The organism is Streptomyces sp. NPDC044921 (genome assembly GCF_056432865.1).
Map to the genome: position 1 here is coordinate 414219 of NZ_JBWKIF010000004.1, position 19007 is coordinate 433225.

At 72.7% G+C, this 19007-nt stretch carries 15 protein-coding genes; 9 read left to right on the forward strand and 6 right to left on the reverse strand.

All coding sequences use genetic code 11. The annotated features are described in order from the left end of the window. Positions 1 to 61: 61 nt before the first annotated feature. Together AC07DA_RS09070 and AC07DA_RS09075 are read right to left on the reverse strand one after the other, a co-directional pair. The gene (locus AC07DA_RS09070; RefSeq protein WP_479126115.1) at positions 62 to 1387 is read right to left on the reverse strand and encodes a radical SAM protein; all 1326 of its coding nucleotides are present in this window, start codon (positions 1385 to 1387) and stop codon (positions 62 to 64) included. 482 nt (positions 1388 to 1869) lie between these two features. Then, positions 1870 to 2877: a hydroxyacid dehydrogenase gene (locus AC07DA_RS09075; RefSeq protein WP_479125981.1), complete on the reverse strand. Its 1008-nt coding sequence runs from the start codon at positions 2875 to 2877 to the stop codon at positions 1870 to 1872. A gap of 177 nt (positions 2878 to 3054) precedes the next feature. Between AC07DA_RS09075 and AC07DA_RS09080 the strand changes: the two genes are divergently transcribed. Beyond that, a complete protein-coding gene (locus AC07DA_RS09080; protein WP_479125983.1) occupies positions 3055 to 4311 on the forward strand; it encodes a D-arabinono-1,4-lactone oxidase in 1257 nt (418 codons plus the stop codon). Positions 4312 to 4402: 91 nt separating this feature from the next. Here AC07DA_RS09080 and AC07DA_RS09085 read toward each other — a convergent pair whose 3' ends face one another. Continuing rightward, on the reverse strand, positions 4403 to 4753 hold the full coding sequence (locus AC07DA_RS09085; RefSeq protein WP_479125985.1) for a helix-turn-helix transcriptional regulator: 351 nt from the start codon (positions 4751 to 4753) through the stop codon (positions 4403 to 4405). A gap of 133 nt (positions 4754 to 4886) precedes the next feature. Here AC07DA_RS09085 and AC07DA_RS09090 point away from each other — a divergent pair, with 133 nt between their 5' ends. From AC07DA_RS09090 to AC07DA_RS09115, 6 genes are all read left to right on the forward strand, one after another. Then, positions 4887 to 5336 (forward strand): STAS domain-containing protein, encoded by a 450-nt coding sequence (locus AC07DA_RS09090; protein ID WP_479125987.1) that lies wholly within the window; start codon positions 4887 to 4889, stop codon positions 5334 to 5336. A 270-nt stretch (positions 5337 to 5606) separates the two neighbouring features. Next, positions 5607 to 6851 (forward strand): ROK family transcriptional regulator, encoded by a 1245-nt coding sequence (locus AC07DA_RS09095; protein ID WP_479125988.1) that lies wholly within the window; start codon positions 5607 to 5609, stop codon positions 6849 to 6851. A 239-nt stretch (positions 6852 to 7090) separates the two neighbouring features. Continuing rightward, positions 7091 to 8356, forward strand: a complete 1266-nt coding sequence (locus AC07DA_RS09100; protein ID WP_479125989.1) for an ABC transporter substrate-binding protein — start codon at positions 7091 to 7093, stop codon at positions 8354 to 8356. 20 nt (positions 8357 to 8376) lie between these two features. After that, positions 8377 to 9345: a carbohydrate ABC transporter permease gene (locus AC07DA_RS09105; RefSeq protein ID WP_479125992.1), complete on the forward strand. Its 969-nt coding sequence runs from the start codon at positions 8377 to 8379 to the stop codon at positions 9343 to 9345. Beyond that, a complete protein-coding gene (locus tag AC07DA_RS09110) occupies positions 9342 to 10223 on the forward strand; it encodes a carbohydrate ABC transporter permease (protein ID WP_479125994.1) in 882 nt (293 codons plus the stop codon). Before AC07DA_RS09105 ends, AC07DA_RS09110 begins: the two co-directional genes overlap by 4 nt. A gap of 12 nt (positions 10224 to 10235) precedes the next feature. Beyond that, a complete protein-coding gene (locus AC07DA_RS09115) occupies positions 10236 to 13109 on the forward strand; it encodes a glycoside hydrolase family 2 TIM barrel-domain containing protein (RefSeq protein WP_479125996.1) in 2874 nt (957 codons plus the stop codon). A gap of 83 nt (positions 13110 to 13192) precedes the next feature. Here AC07DA_RS09115 and AC07DA_RS09120 read toward each other — a convergent pair whose 3' ends face one another. From AC07DA_RS09120 to AC07DA_RS09130, 3 genes are all read right to left on the reverse strand, one after another. Next, a complete protein-coding gene (locus AC07DA_RS09120; RefSeq protein WP_479125998.1) occupies positions 13193 to 13978 on the reverse strand; it encodes a hypothetical protein in 786 nt (261 codons plus the stop codon). A gap of 118 nt (positions 13979 to 14096) precedes the next feature. Continuing rightward, positions 14097 to 14624, reverse strand: a complete 528-nt coding sequence (locus AC07DA_RS09125) for a hypothetical protein (protein WP_479125999.1) — start codon at positions 14622 to 14624, stop codon at positions 14097 to 14099. Beyond that, positions 14606 to 16294, reverse strand: a complete 1689-nt coding sequence (locus AC07DA_RS09130) for a PHP domain-containing protein (RefSeq protein WP_479126001.1) — start codon at positions 16292 to 16294, stop codon at positions 14606 to 14608. Before AC07DA_RS09130 ends, AC07DA_RS09125 begins: the two co-directional genes overlap by 19 nt. A gap of 248 nt (positions 16295 to 16542) precedes the next feature. Here AC07DA_RS09130 and AC07DA_RS09135 point away from each other — a divergent pair, with 248 nt between their 5' ends. Together AC07DA_RS09135 and AC07DA_RS09140 are read left to right on the forward strand one after the other, a co-directional pair. Continuing rightward, positions 16543 to 17865: a jacalin-like lectin gene (locus AC07DA_RS09135; protein ID WP_479126002.1), complete on the forward strand. Its 1323-nt coding sequence runs from the start codon at positions 16543 to 16545 to the stop codon at positions 17863 to 17865. Between the two features lie 234 nt (positions 17866 to 18099). After that, positions 18100 to 18687, forward strand: coding sequence for a TetR/AcrR family transcriptional regulator (locus AC07DA_RS09140; RefSeq protein WP_479126004.1), 588 nt, complete (start codon positions 18100 to 18102; stop codon positions 18685 to 18687). The last annotated feature ends 320 nt before the right edge of the window (positions 18688 to 19007 follow it).

A 19007-nucleotide genomic window follows, 5' to 3' on the forward strand; every position in this document is an offset into this window, starting at 1 on the left:
CTGATCCACGGCTCCGGCAGTGCATACGTACGGCAGGCCGGTCCGTCTCGAACGGGCCGGTTCAGACCTCGACGGGTTCGTCCGCGGGCAGGCTGTCCATGAAGGAGCTGACCGAGAAGACCGCGTTGCCGGCGCCGGGCGGGCCGTAGCCGGGGGGCGAGGAGAGGCCGAAGTCCTCCATCGTCTGCCGGTAGGCCTGGAGCAGGCGGATGTGGTACTCCAGCGGCGCGCCCTGCGGGTTGGCCTTGCCGAGCGGGGTCGTCGGCTCCGGGCACCAGGTGGTGAAGCGGGGCGTGATGCCGTGCGACATGAAGAAGCGCAGGCCCTCGGTGGTGGAGGCGATGGCCTCGTCGACCGTCTTGAAGCCGAAGGGCTCGGCCATCTCGACCCCGGCGACGAAGTTCGGGATGACGTTGCGGGCGCCGAAGACCTCCGCGGAGTCCAGGATCCGCTTGTGCCACTCGTCGCGGCCGACGTACCGCTCCTTGCCGGGGCAGTACATCTTGAACAGGTACTCGTCCCACACCTCGTAGTTGGGGTGGTAGATCTGCACGCCGTAGTCCTTGAAGCGCTGGACGTCGTCGCGCGGCAGCGCCTGGGCGACGACCTTGCCGATCCAGCGGCCGGGGAAGCGCTCCTCGATGGCCTTGGCGTAGTGGCCGTAGAAGTCGGCCTCGTCGCGGCCGGAGACCGTCTTGGTGATGGCGCCGCCGGTGAGGGTGTAGGCGGTGGAGGTCCTCGCCGTGTCGTAGCGGTCGATGATCTCCAGGGCCTCCAGGACCTCCTCGACGTCCTTCACGCCCGTGTAGGGGCGGCCCGCGGCCTTGTGCTGGCGCCAGTTGTGGTTGATGTCGCAGTACTGGCACTCCTCCTTGGCGCCGAAGTACTGGCAGACCCGGAAGACGGTCAGGTAGATCAGGTAGCCCCACTGGATGGTCGGGGCGACCTCCATGACCGACTTCCCGCTGGCCAGGGTGTGCCGGTAGTACTCGGGCATCGGCGGCACGCCGACGTCGGAGATGCGCTTCCCGTCCAGGTAGAGGCCGAGCACGCCGTCCTCGTTCGCGGCGACGCGGTAGGGCGAGGCGGGATTCACCCGGACCGAGACGACCGTGCGGCGCAGGTCGTAGGGGCCGCCGGTGAGGATGATCTCCTCGGGCGGGCGGCGCAGCGCGGCCTCGCCCAGCTCGGGCAGGGTGCCGTGGTCGAAGGAGAAGATGAAGTACGACTTCGGCTTGACCTCGCCGTCCTCGTTGTCGCTGAGCGCCGACGGGTCGAAGGCCACGCCACCGCGGAGCAGGTCCTCCTTGAAGACGGCTTCCCGCGGGACGTGCGGGAACCGCTCCATCAGATCCTCGACCAGCGCGGTACGGCTGCCGCTGCCCATCCCGTGTCTCCTCCCGGCTCGGACGTACGACTCCTCACGGTATGCCCCTGGGTGTGCGTGGGCGGTACCGGGTCCCCCCGAGCCGGTGCCTGTGCCGGTGAACAGGGCTTTTGCCGGCCCGGGCGAGGATCTACGGCCGGGCCGTGACCCCGCGGGGAGGGTCCGGCCAACGGGCGGGGCCGGGACGGTGAACGGCGGCCGCCCGGCGCACGGGAGCGAACGGGCCAGCGCCAGCGCCCCCTCCACCGGCGGCATCCGCAGACGGTGCGGGCGCGCGGCGGGCAGGGCCTCGGCGAGGGCGGCGGTGAACGCCTCGTACAGCGCGGGCTGGGCGAGCACCGTGCCGCCCGCCACCACGACGTCGTCCACGGCGACGCCCCGCGCGGCGAGCCGGACGACCAGGGCCGCGAGGGCCCGGCCGCCGTCGGCGATCACGGCCCGGGCGAGCGGCGAGCCCGCCCCGGCGGCCGCCGGGGTCGCCGTCAGGCCGTGTGGTCCAGGGCCGCCGGGTCGACGGGGTGGGCCAGAGCGTCCCCCGCCGCCAGCCGTTCCGCCTCCTCGGTCACGGCCAGGCCGAGCCGGACCAGCTCGTTGCCCTGCGAGCCCGCGAGGTGCGGGGTGACGAACGCCCCGGGCAGGTCGTACAGGGGCGAGTCGGCCGGGAGCGGTTCGGGGTCGGTGACGTCGAGGACCGCGGTCAGGCGCCCGGCGCGCAGTTCCGCCACGAGGGCGTCGTGGTCGACCAGCGCGCCCCGGGCGGTGTTGATCAGCGTCGCGCCGTCGGGCATGAGAGCCAGTTCGCGGCGGCCGATCAGGTGGCGGGTCTCGGGCGTCGCGGGGGCGTGGACGGTGACGATGTCGCTGGTGCGCAGCAGTTCGTGGAGCGGCAGCAGGGGGACGCCGAGCCGTGCGGCCTCCCGCTCGTCGACGTAGGGGTCGGTGAGGGCGGGCCGCAGGTCGAAGGGGCGCAGCAGTTCGAGGACGCGGCGGCCGATGCGGGAGGCGCCGATCACGCCGACGCGGCGGCCGTGGTTGCCGATGCCGGCCCGGACGCCCCAGCCCGCCGGGACCCGGGTGGCGCGCAGCCGCTCGCGGGCGGCGAGGACATCCTTCCCGGCGAGCAGGATCATGGCGAGGGTGTACTCGGCGACCGGCAGCGCGTTGGCGGCGGCCGCCGAGGAGACGGCGATGCCGCGCTCGAAGAGCGCGGGGGTGGCGAAGGGCTTCACCGACCCGGCCGAGTGCAGCACCGCGCGCAGCCGGGGAGCCGCGTCCAGGACCGGCTCGTCCACCCGGGGGCAGCCCCAGCCGGTCACCAGGATCTCGGTCCGGGCGAGGGCGTCGAGTACGGCGGGCTCGGTGAAGTCCCCTGCCACGAGGGCGGGGTCGAGGTCCAGGGACGTCCGCAGCCGGGCCAGCACCTCGGGCGGGAAGAGCTGCGGCACGTGCTCGGCGGCCATGGCGAACAGTGCCTGGGGGCGCTGGCTCAAGGAGGTGACCTTCCCACTCGTGACACCCGGGCGAGCGGCCCCGGCGAACCGCAGAAACCGCTCTCTACTACGCCTCCACGGTAGGCCGCCCCGGGCGGCGGCGGCAATGGACGGCGGCCGGGGTAGGTTCCGGCGGGGGCTTTCCCGGTCCCCGCTGCCTCGGGGAAGGACGACGCGATGAACGGGACCGTGACCAACTGGGCCGGCAACATCACCTACGCGGCGAAGGAACTGCACCGGCCGGGCTCGCTCGACGCGTTGCGCGCGCTCGTCTCCGGCAGCGACCGGGTGCGGGTGCTGGGCAGCGGGCACTCGTTCAACGCGATAGCCGAGCCCGGAGCCGAGGGCGTCCTGCTGTCGCTGGCGGACCTGCCCCCGGAGGTGGAGGTGGACACCGCCGCGCGCACGGTCCGGGCCGGCGGCGGCGTGCGCTACACGGAACTGGCCCGGCGGGTGCACGCGCACGGGCTCGCGCTGCCCAACATGGCGTCCCTGCCGCACATCTCGGTGGCCGGTTCGGTCGCGACCGGCACGCACGGCTCCGGGGTGCTCAACGGGCCGCTCGCGGCGCCCGTCCGGGAGGTGGAGCTGGTCACGGCCGACGGTTCGACCGTGGTCGTCGGCCGGGACGAGGAACGGTTCGGCGGGGCGGTGACGTCGCTCGGCGCGCTGGGCGTGGTCACCGCCCTCACCCTCGACCTGGAGCCGGCCTACGAGGTGGAGCAGCACCTGTTCACCGAACTGCCGCTGGAGGGGCTCGACCCGGGGGTGTTCGAGACGGTGATGGCGACGGCGTACAGCGTCAGCCTGTTCACCGACTGGCGCGCGCCGGGCTTCCGGCAGGTGTGGCTCAAGCGGCGCACCGACCAGCCGCTGCCCGCCTTCCCGTGGGCCGCTCCGGCCACCGAGAAGCTGCACCCGGTGCCGGGCATGCCGGCGGTCAACTGCACCGAACAGTTCGGCGTGCCGGGCCCGTGGCACGAGCGGCTGCCGCACTTCCGGGCGGAGTTCACGCCCAGCAGCGGGGAGGAACTGCAGTCGGAGTACCTGCTGCCACGCGGGCACGCCGTGGAGATGCTGCGCGCGCTCGACGCGATCAGGGACACCGTCGCCCCCGTGCTGCAGACCTGCGAGGTGCGCACCGTCGCCGGCGACGACCAGTGGCTGAGCCCGTCCTACGGCCGGGACACCGTGGCGGTGCACTTCACGTGGGTGGCGGACACCCGTGCGGTGCTGCCGGTGGTGCGGCGGGTGGAGGAGGCGCTGGCCCCCTTCGGGGCGCGGCCGCACTGGGGGAAGGTGTTCACCCTGCCCGCCGCTGCCCTGGGCGCGCTGTACCCGCGTCTGGACGACTTCCGGTCGCTGGCCCGGGAGCTGGACCCGCGCGGCACGTTCGCCAACGCCTTCGTGCGGGACGTGCTGACCGGGGCGTAGGGCACGCCGCGGTGTACGGCGGGCCGGGGCGTGGGCACGGCCGGAGGGAAGCGGTGCCGGTGGACCGGCCCCGCACCGCCGGCCGTCCCGGTCAGGCCGTGGCGTGCGGCCGGTCGGGGGCGTCCGGGAACACGGCGCGGTCCGCCTCGTCCCGCAGCAGCAGCGACAGCAGGGACGCCACGGTCAGGCCGGCCTCGGCGGGGTGGCGCAGCACCTTGCCGGGGTCGATCCGGTACGTGTTCGTACGGCCCTCCCGGGTGTGGGAGAGGTACCCGTCCCGCTCCAGGTCGGAGATGATCTTCTGGACAGCGCGTTCGGTGAGCCGGCAGTGGGCCGCGATGTCCCTGATCCGGGCACTGTGGTTGTCGGCGATGGCCGCCAGCACCCGGGCGTGGTTGGTGAGGAACGTCCATCCGGTGTGTGGCTCGGGCACTCCATCCATGCCCCCACTCTACTGACCGAACATTCGCGCACCCAAAAACACGTACTGCGTTTCATGTATCGGCTGACGGATTTGGGGTAGAGGGGCAAGGCTGGAACCGGAGGCAGGGCGAACGGAAGAGGGAGCGACAGCCATGCCGGAGTCCGCGCACCCCGCGCGGCCGCACCCCGAGGGGGGCGCCGCGGGCACGGCGAGCGACGGGGCGGCCGCGGAGCTGCCGCCCTGCATGGCGGCCCTGGACGTGACACCGGACGGCGAGCGGATGCGCGTGACCCTGCACGGCGAGCTGGATCTGGGCGCCCGGCGGCTCCTGCCCGAACTCCACAGCGCCCTCACCGTGTCCGGCACCGGCATCGACCTCTTCCTGGACGCGGTCGGCTTCTGCGACTGCTCCGGTCTCGGCGTGCTCCTGGATTTGCGCACGCGCGCCCTCGGGCAGGACAAGGCGGTCACCGTCCGCTCCTGCGGAACGGCGGTGGGACGCCTGCTCGACCTGACGGGCACGAGGGAGCTGTTCGAGGCCGCGGAGAGCCGGCCGGGACAGGCGGGCGGCCCGGCGTCCGCGGCCGCGCCAGCCGCCTGACCCGCGGCACGTACGAAGACACGGCCGCCCTGCCCGCCGGGGCGGCGCCCGCCCGGCGCACCCGGCCTCCCACCCCGGAGGCCTCCCGCTCCGCTGCCTGATGCATCATGGGCGAGCCACTCCGGGGCATCGGACGCCGCCCCCGGCCCGCACTTTATAAAGCCCCTTTCCAAACCCCTTGTCGAAAGTCCACGGCAGCCCATAGCCTTGCGCCGCGCCGGTGCCGACGTCGACCCGGCCCGAGCCGGTCTGGGAAGGGATGGGCACCCGGTGAAGCGCACATCACGCGACATCCGCACCGCGAACCGCTACGAGGTGCTGCGCCAGATCATCGCGGCGTCCCCCACCTCCCGGCAGGAGCTGGCGGCCGCCACCGGCCTCAGCCTCGCCACGGTCGCCACCCTCGTCGGCGAGCTGCTCGACCTCCGCATGATCACGGAAGTGGGTTTCGAGGACTCGGCCGGCGGCCGCCCCCGGGGCCTGGTCGCGGTCAACTCGTCGGGCGGCGCGCTGATCGGCGTCGACATCGCCGAGACGTACGTCCACGTCGAGCTGTTCGACCTGGGACTCGACGTCCTGGCCCGGGCCGAGGAGGACGTGAGGCCCAGCGAGAGCCTGCCGGAGCAGGTGGTGGGCCACGTGGCCACCGCCGTCGGCTCGGTGGTCGCCCAGGCCGGCGTCGAGGGCGCCCGCGTGCTCGGGGTGGGCGTGAGCGTGCCGGGGCAGGTGGACCGGGCCACCGGCATCGCCGAGTACGCGCCCAACTGGGACTGGCACGACGTGCCGCTGCTCGACCTGCTCACCGAGCACATCGCCTACCCGCTGTACCTGGACAACCCGCTGCGCGCCAGCGCGGTGGCCGAGCTGTGGTTCGGAGCCGCGCGCGGGCGCGGGAACGCCGTGGTGGTCAACCTCGGGACGGGCGTGGGCGCCGGGCTCGTCCTGGGCGGCGGGCTGCACCGGGGCGTGAGCAACAGCGCCGGCGAGTGGGGCCACACCACGATGGTGCTGGACGGACGCCTGTGCCGGTGCGGCAACCACGGCTGCGTCGAGGCCTACGTCGGCGCCCGCGGCATCATGCTGAACCTGCGCGAACTGAGCCCCGACAGTGCGCTGCTGCACCCCGAGGACCAGACGGCGACCATCGACGCGCTGGCCCGGGGCGTGGTGGCCGGCGACCCGGTGGCGCGCCGGGCCGTCCAGGAGACCGCCCGCTACCTGGGCGCCGGCGTCGCCGATCTGGTGAACCTGTTCAACCCCGAGATCGTCGTGCTGAGCAGCTGGGTCGCCCGCACCCTGGGCGAGCCGCTGCTGCACGAGGTGCGTGACGCCGTGACCCGGCACGCGCTGCCGCGGCCGCTGGCCGCCACCGAGATCGTCCTTTCGCCGATCCCCACCGACTCGGTGTGCCTGGGCGCGGCGACGTTCGCGCTGGAGGGCGCGCTGCAGGCGGTCGGGCAGAAGAACGGCACACGCACCGCGGTGCGCAGCCGTGCCGCCGCGCCCCCCTCGTAACGACAGAGGCACCGAACGCCTCGGAGGCAACTCCTCCGGCCCTCCCGGGCGTTCGAAATCGCGAACCGGAGACAACGCTTCGCACAGACTTCGTCCAACCCCTTGCCGAAGCCTTAGTCGAAGCTCTAGCGTCCCGCTCCGCACCCCCTCTTTGAGCCATCCGGCGCGAGCCACCGGGCCGAGCGCCACCGGGCCGTGAGCCGAAGAGCCGCAGCCGTACTCGAGACAAGGACGTCAGCATGTCGGCATCGAGCAACATGAACTGGGACCGCCGAACCGTACTGCGGGCCGCGATGGGCCTGGCCGCCGCCGGCGGACTGGCCGCCTGCGGCGGCAACACCGGGCGGGGCGGCGGGTCGGGTTCGGGCAAGAACCTGGTCCAGTACTTCCACGCCTACGGCGAGGCCGGCGTCGAGCAGGCCGTCAAGCGCTACGCCAAGGCCTACAAGGAAGCCAACGTCACCACGCGGTGGATCACGGGCAGCAACTTCGAGCAGAAGCTCTTCGCCGCGCTGCTCACCGACAACGCGCCCGACGTCTTCGAGTTCCACCCGCAGATCCAGCTCGTCAAGAGCGGTCAGGTGGCCGACCTGACGGACATCATCGAACCGGTCAAGGACGACTTCAACCAGGCCGACATCAAGTCCCACACCGTCGACGGCAAGATATACGGCGTCCGGATGATCGACGACCCGCAGTTCTTCTTCTACCGCCCGTCGATGTTCGAGAAGGCCGGCGTCGAGGTGCCGAAGACGCTGGAGGAGCTGGTCGAGGCCGCCGCCAGGCTGAAGACCGGCAAGGTCAAGGGCGCCTACCTCGGCAACGACCTCACCCCGGTCCAGCACAACCTGATCTGGTCGGCCGGTGCCGACACCCTGACCGCCGACAACAAGCCCGCCTTCAACACCGACGCCGTCGCCGACGGCCTCAAGCAGCTGCGTGGCCTGTTCACCAGCGGCGACCTGCTGCTGGGCGCCCCCGCCGACTGGTGGGACCCCTCGGCCTTCACCCAGGGCCTGACGGCGATCCAGTGGTGCGGCATGTGGGCCATGCCGGTCATGCAGAAGGCGCTCGGCGACGACATCGGCATCTTCCCCTTCCCGAAGGTCGGTTCCGCGGGCAAGGAGTCCGTCTACAACGGCGGCTGGTCGATGTTCGTCAACGCCAAGGGCAAGAACGTCGAGGCGGCCAAGGAATACGTCAAGTGGCTGTGGATCGACCAGAAGCAGTACCAGGAGGACTTCGCGACCTCCTACGGGTTCCACATCCCGCCGCGCACCTCCCTCGCCGAGTCCGCCGACAAGCTGAAGTCGGGCCTGCCCGCCGAGGGCGTGAAGCTGTTCAACGAGTTCGGCCACTTCGACAACATCGGCTGGACGCAGGCCATGATCGCCGCGTTCAACGACGTCATGGCGAACTCCGTCCGCAAGAACGGCGACCCGAAGGCGCAGCTCGCCGCGTGCGAGAAGAAGGTCGGCGCCGAGCTCAAGAAGCTCTTCGGTTAGGCCGCCGGACGGATCTCGACATGTCGACCACCACCACATCCGGGGTCGCCCGGAACCCCGCCCCGGCCAAGGTCTCCCGGGACCGGCCGCGGCGGGGCCTCGGGGCGAGCAGCACCTTCAACTTCTGGCTCTTCACCGGGCCGTTCCTGATCGGCCTGGTCGTCTTCGTCTTCGTGCCGATCGGCTGGAGCGTCTGGCTCAGCTTCTTCGAGGCGCGGTTCACGGTCACGCCGAGCGAGTTCGTCGGCTTCGCCAACTACAAGGAGGTCCTGACCGACACGGACTTCCGCAACTCGCTCGTCACGTTCACCGTGTTCGCCGCGTTCATCGTGCCCGCGACCTGGGCCCTGTCGCTGGGTCTCGCGCTGCTGGTGAACCGGCTGCGGTTCATGCGGGCGTTCTTCCGGTCGGTGTTCTTCCTGCCGACCGCGGTCAGCTATGTCGCCGCCTCGCTGATCTGGAAGATGTCCCTCTTCAACGGCGTCCGCTTCGGCCTCGCCAACACCGTCCTCGGCTGGTTCGGCGTGGACAACATCGCCTGGCTGGCGAGCCCCGACCCGCCCTGGTACTGGCTGGTCATCGTGACCGTCCGCCTCTGGCTCCAGTCGGGCTTCTTCATGATCCTGTTCCTCGCGGCGCTGCAGAACATCCCGCGGGAGCTGTACGAGGCCGCCGCCATCGACGGCGCCAAGCCCGGCTGGCAGACCTTCCGGCACATCACGCTGCCGCAGCTGCGGGCCACGTCCACCGCGGTGATCCTGCTGCTGCTGATCGCCGCGTACCAGGCCTTCGACGAGTTCTTCAACCTGCTCTCCAAGGCCACCTGGGGCCAGCCCCCGCTGGTCGAGCTGTACAAGATGGCCCTCGGGGAGAACCAGAACTACGGCGCGGGCAGCGCGGGCGCGGTCGTGCTGACCCTGCTCATCTGCGTCGTCACCCTGCTCCAGGGAAAGATCATGGGCTTCGGAAGGGGTGAGGAGTCCAAGTGACCACCACAGCACCCGAGGCCGGGAAGACCGCGAAGCCGGGCAGGCCCCGGCGCGGCGGCGTCATCGGCAACACCGGCCTCTACGTCGCGACCGGCGTCGCCGCCGTCCTGTTCCTGATCCCCTTCTACCTGATCGTCCGCAACGCCTTCATGACGGACCCGGAGATCACGGGCGAGGAGTGGAAGTGGTTCCCCACCACCGTCCAGTGGGGAAACATCACCGAGCCGTTCGACGACGTCACCGTCGACTTCGCCCGTTCCCTGTGGAACTCCGTGGTCGTCGCCGTCCTGCACACCGCCGGCATCCTGCTGATCTGCTCGCTCGCCGGGTACGGCCTCGCCCGGATCCCCTACAAGCACGCCAACAAGGTGTTCTACGCCGTCCTGGCGACCCTGATGGTTCCCACGGCGGTCACCTTCGTGCCGAGCTTCGTGCTGGTGTCGTCCCTCGGCTGGGTCGACAGTTACCGGGGTCTCATCATCCCGGGCCTCTTCAGTGGTTTCACGTGCTTCCTGTTCCGGCAGTACTTCCTGGGGTTCCCGAAGGAGCTGGAGGAGGCGGCGCGCGTGGACGGGCTCGGCTACTGGGGCGCCTACTGGCGTGTCGTCGTGCCGAACTCGCTGAACTTCTTCGCGGCCATCGCCACGATCACCTTCATCAACGGCTGGAACGCCTTCCTGTGGCCCCTGGTCATCGGCCAGGATCCGAGTGCCTGGACCGTCCAGGTGGCGCTGTCGTCGTACATGACGAACCAGACCGTCAACTACCACCTGATCTTCATGGCCACGGCCATCTCGATCCTGCCCCTGGTCTTCGTCTTCCTCTTCCTCCAGCGCTGGCTGGTGCAGGGGATCGCGCAGACCGGCATCAAGGGCTGAGCTAGGAGACCGATGTCTTTCCGTACGACCCCATCCGCCGACTACGTCGAGGACGTCTCCCCGGGCAGCGGGGCCCTGCCGCCGCGCGCCTGGTACGCGTCCTCGGACGCGCGGTCCCTGTCGCTGAACGGCAGCTGGCGCTTCAGGCTGTCGGCCACGGCCGACGCCGAGGACGACTCGTTCGCCGAGGAGGGCCACGACGCCGGGGACTGGGCCGAGGTCACGGTCCCCGGGCACTGGGTCCTCCAGGGCGACGGGGCGTTCGGGTCCCCGATCTACACCAACCACCTCTACCCCTTCCCGGTGGACCCGCCGCACGTGCCGACGGAGAACCCGACCGGTGACCACCTGCGCGTCTTCGACCTGCCGTCCGACTGGCCGTCGGACGGCGGGGCGGTGCTGCGCTTCGACGGTGTCGAGTCCTGCGCCCGCGTCTGGCTCAACGGCACGGAGCTCGGCGAGTTCAAGGGCTCCCGGCTGCCGCACGAGTTCGCGGTCGGGCACCTGCTGAAGCCGGGGCGCAACGTGCTCGCGGTCCGGGTCCACCAGTGGTCGGCCGGGTCGTACCTGGAGGACCAGGACCAGTGGTGGCTGCCGGGCATCTTCCGTGACGTGACGCTGCTGCACCGCCCGGCGGGCAGTGTGGGCGACTTCTTCGTGCACGCCTCCTACGACCACACCACCGGCGAGGGCACCCTGCGCGTCGACTGCGACGTCGACGGGCGGGTGACCGTCCCGGCCCTGGACATCGATGTCGCGACCGGCGAGCCGGTGACGGTCGCCGTGCGGCCGTGGACGGCCGAGACGCCGACGCTCTACGACGGCGTGCTGGCCACCGAGGGCGAGCGGATCCCGCTGCGCATCGGGTTCCGCACGGTCGTCCTGGAGGACGGGCTCGTCAAGGTCAACGGCAGGCCGGTCCTCTTCAAGGGCGTCAACCGGCACGAGTGGCACCCGCGCACCGGCCGCGCGCTCGACCTGGAGACCATGCGCGAGGACGTGCTGCTGATGAAGCGGCACAACCTCAACGCCGTGCGCACCTCGCACTACCCGCCGCACCCGGCCTTCCTGGACCTGTGCGACGAGTACGGGCTGTGGGTCATCGACGAGTGCGACCTGGAGACCCACGGCTTCACCGAGCAGGACTGGCGGGACAACCCGGTCGACGACGACCGCTGGACCCCGGCCCTGCTGGACCGCGCCGCGCGGATGGTCGAGCGGGACAAGAACCACCCGTCGGTCGTGTTCTGGTCGCTGGGCAACGAGGCCGGCACCGGCCGCGGGCTGACCGCCATGGCCGAGTGGATCCACGACCGCGACCCCGAGCGGCTCGTGCACTACGAGGGCGACTGGAACTGCCGCGACACCGACGTGTACTCGCGGATGTACGCCTTCCACGACGAGGTCGACCGGATCGGCCGGCGGCTCGACGGCGGTACGCGCAAGCGCCGCGGACTGCCGTTCATCCAGTGCGAGTACGGGCACGCGATGGGCAACGGGCCGGGCGGACTCGCCGACTACCAGGAGCTGTTCGAGAAGCACGAGCGGCTCCAGGGCGGGTTCGTCTGGGAGTGGATCGACCACGGCGTCGAACACCCAAAGCTGGGCTACGCCTACGGCGGCGACTTCGGCGAGGAGCTGCACGACGGCAACTTCGTCTGCGACGGGCTGGTCTTCCCGGACCGGACGCCGTCACCGGGCCTGATCGAGTACAAGAAGGTGATCGAGCCCGTCCGCATCGAGGGCGACGGGTCCAACGGCACCGTGCGGATCACCAACAAGCACGACTTCGCCGACCTGTCCGCGCTGGCCTTCGAGTGGTCCTGCCAGGTGGACGGCGAGACCGTCGAGTCGGGTTCCCTCGCGGTGCCGGCGCTCGCGCCGGGCGAGAGCGCCGAGGTCAAGCTGCCCGAGCCGCCCGTGGACGGCCGGGGCGGCGAACGCCAGTGGACGGTGCGGGCGCTGCTCGCGGACGACGCCTCCTGGGCCGCGAAGGACCACGTCGTGGCCTGGGGGCAGTTCGCCGTCGGGGCGCGGCCGCTGCCGACCTTCCCCGCGACCGACAAGCCCGTGCCCGACGGTGACCGGATCGTGCTCGGCCCGGCCGCGTTCGACGCCCGCACCGGGGCGCTGCTCTCGGTCGGCGCGGTGGCGGTCGGGGCGACGCCGCGACTGGACGTGTGGCGGGCCACGACCGACAACGACGACGGCGCCGAGTGGCAGTCGGACACCCGCTACGGCCTCCTGTGGCGCACGCTCGGCCTGCACCGGATGCGGCACCGTCTGGTGTCGGTCGAGGCGGGCGACGACGCGCTGACGGTACGCACCCGGGTGGCACCGGCGGCCCGTGAGGTGGGCCTGGACACGGTGTACCGCTGGACGTCCGACGGGGAACGGCTGCGGCTGTCCGTGTCCGTGACGCCCCGGGGCGACTGGACGGTGCCGCTGCCCCGGCTCGGGGTGCGCCTCGGGCTGCCGGAGGCCGACGCGGTGGAGTGGTTCGGCGGCGGCCCCGGCGAGGCGTACCCGGACACCCGGGCGGCGTCCATGGTGGGCCGCTGGCGGTCGACGGTGGACGGACTGCAGACGCCGTACGTCCGGCCGCAGGAGAACGGGGCCCGTGCCGACGTGCGCTGGGTGGAGCTCGGCGGGCTGCGGATCGAGGGCGACCCGGAGTTCTTCTTCACCGCGCGGCGCTGGACGACCGAGCAGCTGGACGCGGCCCGGCACCGCACCGACCTCGCACCCGGCGACACGGTGTGGGTCAACCTCGACCACGGGCAGCACGGCATCGGCTCGCAGTCGTGCGGGCCCGGCCCGTTGCCGCGGTACTACCTGAACGCCGAGCCCGCGGAGTTCTCGTTCGTGTTCTCGACCACCGAGTAGGAAGTTGATCAATCGATTGACCGATTGATCGACATTCCGACAGGGCCGGGACGTCCCCAACGGCCGGCCGGCCGCTTCCGTGCTCAACGGCTGACCGGCCGGCCCGATCCCCGGACGGGGGTGAACAGGGCGGTCCCGGCGAGCAGGACGCAGGTCGTGCCGGCGGCCAGGGCGACCGGGGCCGTGCCCCGTTCCTCGGCGGCCCAGGTGAGGACGGCCGCGCCGACGGGTGCCGCCGCGTACTGGAGGGCCCAGAAGACGGAGGTGACGCGGCCCAGGAGGTGTTCGGGGGTGACCTCCTGGCGCAGCGACATCGAGCAGGTGCCCGCCATCCCGGCGCAGGCCAGGAAGGCGGCGCTCAGGGCGGCCAGCCGTCCGTTGGCCTCCGTGAGTCGCCCGGTGCCCACCAGGCCGCGCACGGCCGTGACGTAGCCGACGGCGAAGAGCATGCCGACGGCCTCGCACAGCGGCAGCACGGCGTACAGCAGCAAGATCCGCGGGCCGAACAGCCACACCAGCGGGATCACCCCGTACAGCACCATGCGGACCAGGTCGCAGGTGATGAGCAGCCGGCGCCGGTCCACCCGGTCCACCACCGCTCCGGCGAACACGGCCGCCACGACGGACGCGGCCCCGCCCGCCGCCGTCAGCAGACCCATCCGGGCGACCGAGCCGGTGGCCTCCAGGACCAGCAGGGGCAGGGCGAGCAGCGCGAAGGAGTCGCCGAGCACGGAGAGGGTCTGGGCGGCCCAGAAGACCCCGAAGTCCCGCTGCCGCCACAGCGGACGGGCGCCGGGTGAGACCTCCTGGCCGGTGCCCGCCGTGGGGCCGCCCGGTTCGCTCTCCCGCCGGTCCGCCTCGTGCGCCACGCCGGCTCCCCCGTGTCCCGTGCCCGTCGAACTCCCGTGTGTGCCATGGTTCCAGTGGTTCCAGCGGGTTCGCGACGGCGGCTCCCTGCCCCGGGGCGCTCCGGCCCGGCAGCCGGTGTCAGTGGTCCGCGCAGCACGGGGTCGGGTCGGGTACCTCGAAGGGGACCAGGGTGCCGCCCGCCGCGGGCATGGCGGTCAGCACCAGCGCGCCGTCCCGCCACTGCGGGCGCACGTGGTCCCGGGTGGTCAGGAGCGTGCCGGGGCGGGGCGGGTCCGGCGTGCCGAGCACGGACACGCGGTCGATCGCGGACCGCAGCAGCAGGTCCGCGACCGTCAGGGTGCCGGTGAGCGCCGCGGCGCCCGGGTAGAGCACCGCGCGCCCCACCCGGTCGGGAACGCCGGGCGTCACCGCGTGTCCCAGGGCCGTGAGCCGCTCCACGGCGGTGCGGTGCGGCGGCTCCGAGGGCAGGGCGAGGGACAGCACGACCCGGGGCCGGTCGCCCCGGACCAGGTGGGTGCAGCCGAACGCGTCCTCCGGGAGGGCGAGTCCGGCCGCCAGGGTGCGCAGCAGGTGGTCGGCCACGCGCAGGTCCCGCAGATCCGGGTCGACGGTGAGGGTGTACGGCGTCACGAGGGCAGGACCCACACCGGGTTGGTGTAGAACCACAGGTCGCGCCACGGGTCGGCGTCACCGACGACGTCGAGCGCGGGGCCCGCCGGGTCGACGGCCGCGCCCAGGGCGCCGACGGCGGAACGGTTGCCGTCGGTGCCGCGCAGCCGGACGTACACCGGCCCCTCCACGCGGCCGAGGTCGAAGGTGAGGCGGACGGCACCGGTGGCCTTGCTGACGTCGTAGGCCTTGACGACCTTCGCCGTCGGGGCGGTGAAGGTGTCCCGGTCGGCGACGGGCCCCGTCACCTCGCCCTGGACGACGTCGACGCGGGCGAGCGCGGGGACGAATCCGGCCCAGTTGGGGCCGCCGGCCGGGGTCACGTCGACGGTGAGCGTGACCCGGGTGCCCTTCCTGACGCGCAGCGCGCCGCCGAGCGTGGCCCAGCGGCCGCCGCCCGACACACGCACGTCCACGGCGTCGACGAGCTGCCCGTGGTCGACCCAGACGCGGCCGGCGCGGATGCCGTCCATCACGGCGGCGTAGGAGAAGCCGTCGGAGCCGACGTGGGTGCGGCTGTACTGGCCGGGCCAGTAGTCGCCCTGGGTGATGTCGATCTTCCCGCCGTACACGGGGTCCGGGTAGCGGCCGTCGGCGTTGAAGTCGCCGCCGGGGCCGCGCACGGCGGTGTCGGCGTAGACCTGGTGGGAGTCGGAGTTGGCGGTGATCCACCAGGGCCTGCCCTCGGCGAGGAGGCTGTCCCACAGGCCGCCGACGGTGGCGGTCATCCAGTCGAAGCCGCCCCAGGTGCGGTAGCTCTCCGGCGGGTAGCCGGGGAAGGAGTTGGCTCCGGGGTTGTTGTCGTAGATGCCGCGGGCGCGGCCCATGCCGAGCGGGGCGGGCAGGCCCGCGGCCTGGTGACCGGGGGCGCCCTCGAAGCCGACGGCGATCTGCCGGCCGGAGCCGGTGGCGTCGCGCCAGGCGCGGATCTCGTGCGGGGAGTCGACGCCGCGCCGGGCCGGGTGGTTGGCGAGCATCAGCGCGTCCTTGACCTTGCGGCGCCTGACCTGGTCGGCGAGGAAGGCCAGGCCCGCGACGGCGAGCGCCTCGTTGGCCGGTGTGGAGTCGGAGGCGCCCTTGACGCTGCCGTCGTAGTCGGTTTCGAACTGCTTGAGGACGGCGACCTCGTTCCGGCCGGGGTGCACGAAGACGGTGCCGTGCTCGGCGGCCGGGATGTTCCACTCCAGGCCCTGGAAGACGAGGGTGTCCCGGTGGGCGGCGCGGGCCGCCTGGATGTCGGGGTTGACCTTCTCCACGCCGATCCGGGCGTGGGTGGCGCTGCCGTGGTCGGTGATGACGAGCCAGTCCATGCCGTGCCGGGCGCCCTGGCGGACCTGGTCGACGACGCGGTACTTGCCGTCGCTGCTGTACTGGGTGTGGATGTGGTGGTCGCCGGCGAGCCAGAGGAAGCCGCCGTGGCGCCGGCCCGCGGAGGCGGCGGGCGCGGCCTGGGCGAGGACGCCGCCGGCCGCGAGACCCGCGCCGAGCAGGCCGGCCCGGCGCAGCAGCGAGCGGCGCGAGGCCTGCTCGGGGGTGAGGGCCTCGTCGGGGACGGAGGTGTCGAAGGCGGCGGGCAGGGCCTGCGGGGCCTCGTGTACGTGGTCGTGCCCGTGGTGGTGATGGCCGTGTGCGTGCCCGTGTCCCATGAAGCGCCTCCTGTGTGCCGCCGGTGCGGCGGCTGCCTTCCGCGGCGCGTGGTCACGCCGCGTGTGGAGGATCGAGGCGAAACGTGAACGTTGAACGACCAGGGGGTGAGCGGCGGGCGGCCCGGGCGCGGCGGATCTCCCCGTCCCTCACTGTTTCCTCAACTCCCCTTGTTCGTCACACTGGTTGCCCCGCAACCTGAGCCCCGTTCAGGTTCCGTCGCGCCTCCCCGACCGGAGACACCCCCACCATGAGACGACTCCTCGGCACTCTCACCGCCGCCGCCCTGGCCCTCACCGGGCTCACCGCCGGCACCGCGACGCCCGCGACAGCGGCGACGCCCACCGGCACCTTCAACGTGCTCACCTACAACATCGCGGGCCTGCCCCTCGGCCTCGGCGACAGCGACCCCGAGACCAACACCCCGCTGATCGGGCAGCGGCTCGGGGCGTACGACATCGTCAACGTGCAGGAGGACTTCAACTACCACGCGTCGCTGTACGCCCACGACCAGCACCCGTACCGCACGGCGACCAGCGGCGGCGCGGCCTTCGGCGACGGCCTCAACACGCTGTCGGACTTCCCCTTCGAGGACTTCCAGCGGGTGAAGTGGCAGCAGTGCACCGGCACCAACTGCCTGACCCCGAAGGGCTTCACGCTGGCCCGGGTCAGGCTGGCCGAGGGCGCCTACGTCGACCTGTACAACGTCCACACCAACGCCGACTCGACGGACGACGCGCTGGCCGCGCGCCGGGCCAACATCGAGCAGCTCTCGGACTTCATCCAGGCGAACTCGTCCGGTAACGCGGTGATCGTCATGGGCGACACCAACACCAGGTACACCCGCAGCGGCGACAACATCCGCACCCTGCTGACGGAGAACGGCCTGACGGACGCGTGGGTCGAGCGGGTCCGGGGCGGCACCCCGCCGGCGCAGGGCGGCGCGGCGCTGGTGTGCGACGCGGCCGCCCCGACGAACGACTGCGAGGTCGTCGACAAGGTGCTCTACCGCGGCAGCGCGCTGGTGGACCTCTCCGCCACCGGGTACGGCAACGACTGGCGGTCCTTCCTCCGCCCCGACGGGAAGCACCTCTCCGACCACTTCCCGCACACCGTCGGCTTCTCCTACACCCTCGACCCCGCGCTGCGCGCGAGCGACTTCTTCGGCGGCCCGCACGGCACGGCGTTCAACGACGCGGACGACCTGCCCTCGCCCCCGGCGCCCCGCACCCTCACCCTGCGCGGCGACGCCCGGCTGGACGCGCTGTCCCTCACCCACGACGGCGGCACGGTCCTCGCCCACGGCGGCACCGGCGGCACGGCCCGGTCCCTGACCCTGGCCCCCGGCGAGCACCTGACCTCGGTGAAGCTGACCCAGGGCCAGAAGGACGGCCGCACCAGGATCTTCTCGGCGTCCTTCACCACCGACCGGGGCCGCACCCTGTCCGCCGGCACGGCCACGTCCGACGCGAGGACCTTCACCGCCCCCGCCGGTCACCGCATCGTGGGCTTCACGGGCCGCGCGGGCGCCGAGATCGACAAGCTGGGGGTGATCTACGCACCGGTCCGCTGAACGACGGGGAGTCCCGGCGGGGGTACGGCCGTGCGCGGACGGCGCGCGCGGCCGAGGACGGGCCGCGGCGAGGGCTCCCGCCGGGTCCGCCCGCCCGGACCGCCGGCGGTCCGGGGCAGGCCCCTCGGGCACCGGCTCGGGTCCGCCCGGCCGCCCCGCCCCGGGGTGCGGCGCCCGCTACGATCACACGGCCCCAGCCGACACGGCACCGTCCGAAAGGGAGGCCCGAGACCCATGCCCAGAGCCGGCCTCACCCCGGACCGTCTCGTCGCGGCGGCGGCCGACCTCGCCGACGAGGCCGGGTTCGAGCAGGTCACCCTGTCCGCGCTGGCACGGCGCTTCGGCGTGAGGGACGCGAGCCTGTACTCGCACGTCAAGAGCCTGCGGGACCTGCGCACGCGGGTGGCCCTGCTCGCGGGCGGCGAGATGGTCGACCGGATCGCGGCGGCGGTCGCCGGGCGCACCGGCCGCGACGCGCTCGCCGCCTTCGCGGGCGCCTACCGTGCCTACGCCCTGGAGCACCCCGGACGCTACGCGGCGACGCAGATCCCCCTGGACACGGCCGCGGTGACGGGCTCCCCCGCCCTGCGCCGCACCGCCGAGGTCACCTACGGCATGCTGCGCGCCTACGGCCTGGAGGAGCCCGACCTCACCGACGCCGTACGCCTGCTGCGCAGCGCGTTGCACGGCTACTGCGCCCTGGAGTCCACCGGCGCCTTCGGTGCGCCCCGGGACCTGCAGGCCTCCTGGGACAAGGCGATCGACGCCCTGCACGTGCTGCTGCTCCACTGGCCCCGCGAGGAGAGGACCCCCGGCGCCTGAACGCAGGGGATGCCGGTGCGGGCGTCGACGAAGAGACCGGAACGGCCTCCTGCACCGCGGCGATCTTCGCGGCCGGTCACCGGCCGGCCGTCCGGCGGGCCCGGGGCCGTCCTCCGGGACGATCCCGGCGACGCCGACGGCGTACGGCCCGTACGGAACCCGCGCGGACCGCGCGACCTCGTCCGGCTCGTCGGGGCGGCCGCTCCCGGCGTCGACGGACAGCAGCGGCGGCCGCGAGCCGAGGGCGCAGGCCGGTCGCGGCGCCTCCTCGCGGTCGTGGCCGCCGCGTCGGGCAGGCCCGTGGCGGCCGCGCCGCGGAG

What these genes read in the sequence shown, in the direction of transcription:
- AC07DA_RS09135 (WP_479126002.1), top strand. Translation starts at nt 16,543, where the DNA reads ATGAGACGACTCCTCGGCACTCTCACCGCCGCCGCCCTGGCCCTCACC.
- AC07DA_RS09090 (WP_479125987.1), top strand. Translation starts at nt 4,887, where the DNA reads ATGCCGGAGTCCGCGCACCCCGCGCGGCCGCACCCCGAGGGGGGCGCC.
- AC07DA_RS09070 (WP_479126115.1), bottom strand. Translation starts at nt 1,387, where the DNA reads ATGGGCAGCGGCAGCCGTACCGCGCTGGTCGAGGATCTGATGGAGCGG.
- AC07DA_RS09100 (WP_479125989.1), top strand. Translation starts at nt 7,091, where the DNA reads ATGTCGGCATCGAGCAACATGAACTGGGACCGCCGAACCGTACTGCGG.
- AC07DA_RS09115 (WP_479125996.1), top strand. Translation starts at nt 10,236, where the DNA reads ATGTCTTTCCGTACGACCCCATCCGCCGACTACGTCGAGGACGTCTCC.
- AC07DA_RS09080 (WP_479125983.1), top strand. Translation starts at nt 3,055, where the DNA reads ATGAACGGGACCGTGACCAACTGGGCCGGCAACATCACCTACGCGGCG.
- AC07DA_RS09130 (WP_479126001.1), bottom strand. Translation starts at nt 16,294, where the DNA reads ATGGGACACGGGCACGCACACGGCCATCACCACCACGGGCACGACCAC.
- AC07DA_RS09105 (WP_479125992.1), top strand. Translation starts at nt 8,377, where the DNA reads ATGTCGACCACCACCACATCCGGGGTCGCCCGGAACCCCGCCCCGGCC.
- AC07DA_RS09085 (WP_479125985.1), bottom strand. Translation starts at nt 4,753, where the DNA reads ATGGATGGAGTGCCCGAGCCACACACCGGATGGACGTTCCTCACCAAC.
- AC07DA_RS09140 (WP_479126004.1), top strand. Translation starts at nt 18,100, where the DNA reads ATGCCCAGAGCCGGCCTCACCCCGGACCGTCTCGTCGCGGCGGCGGCC.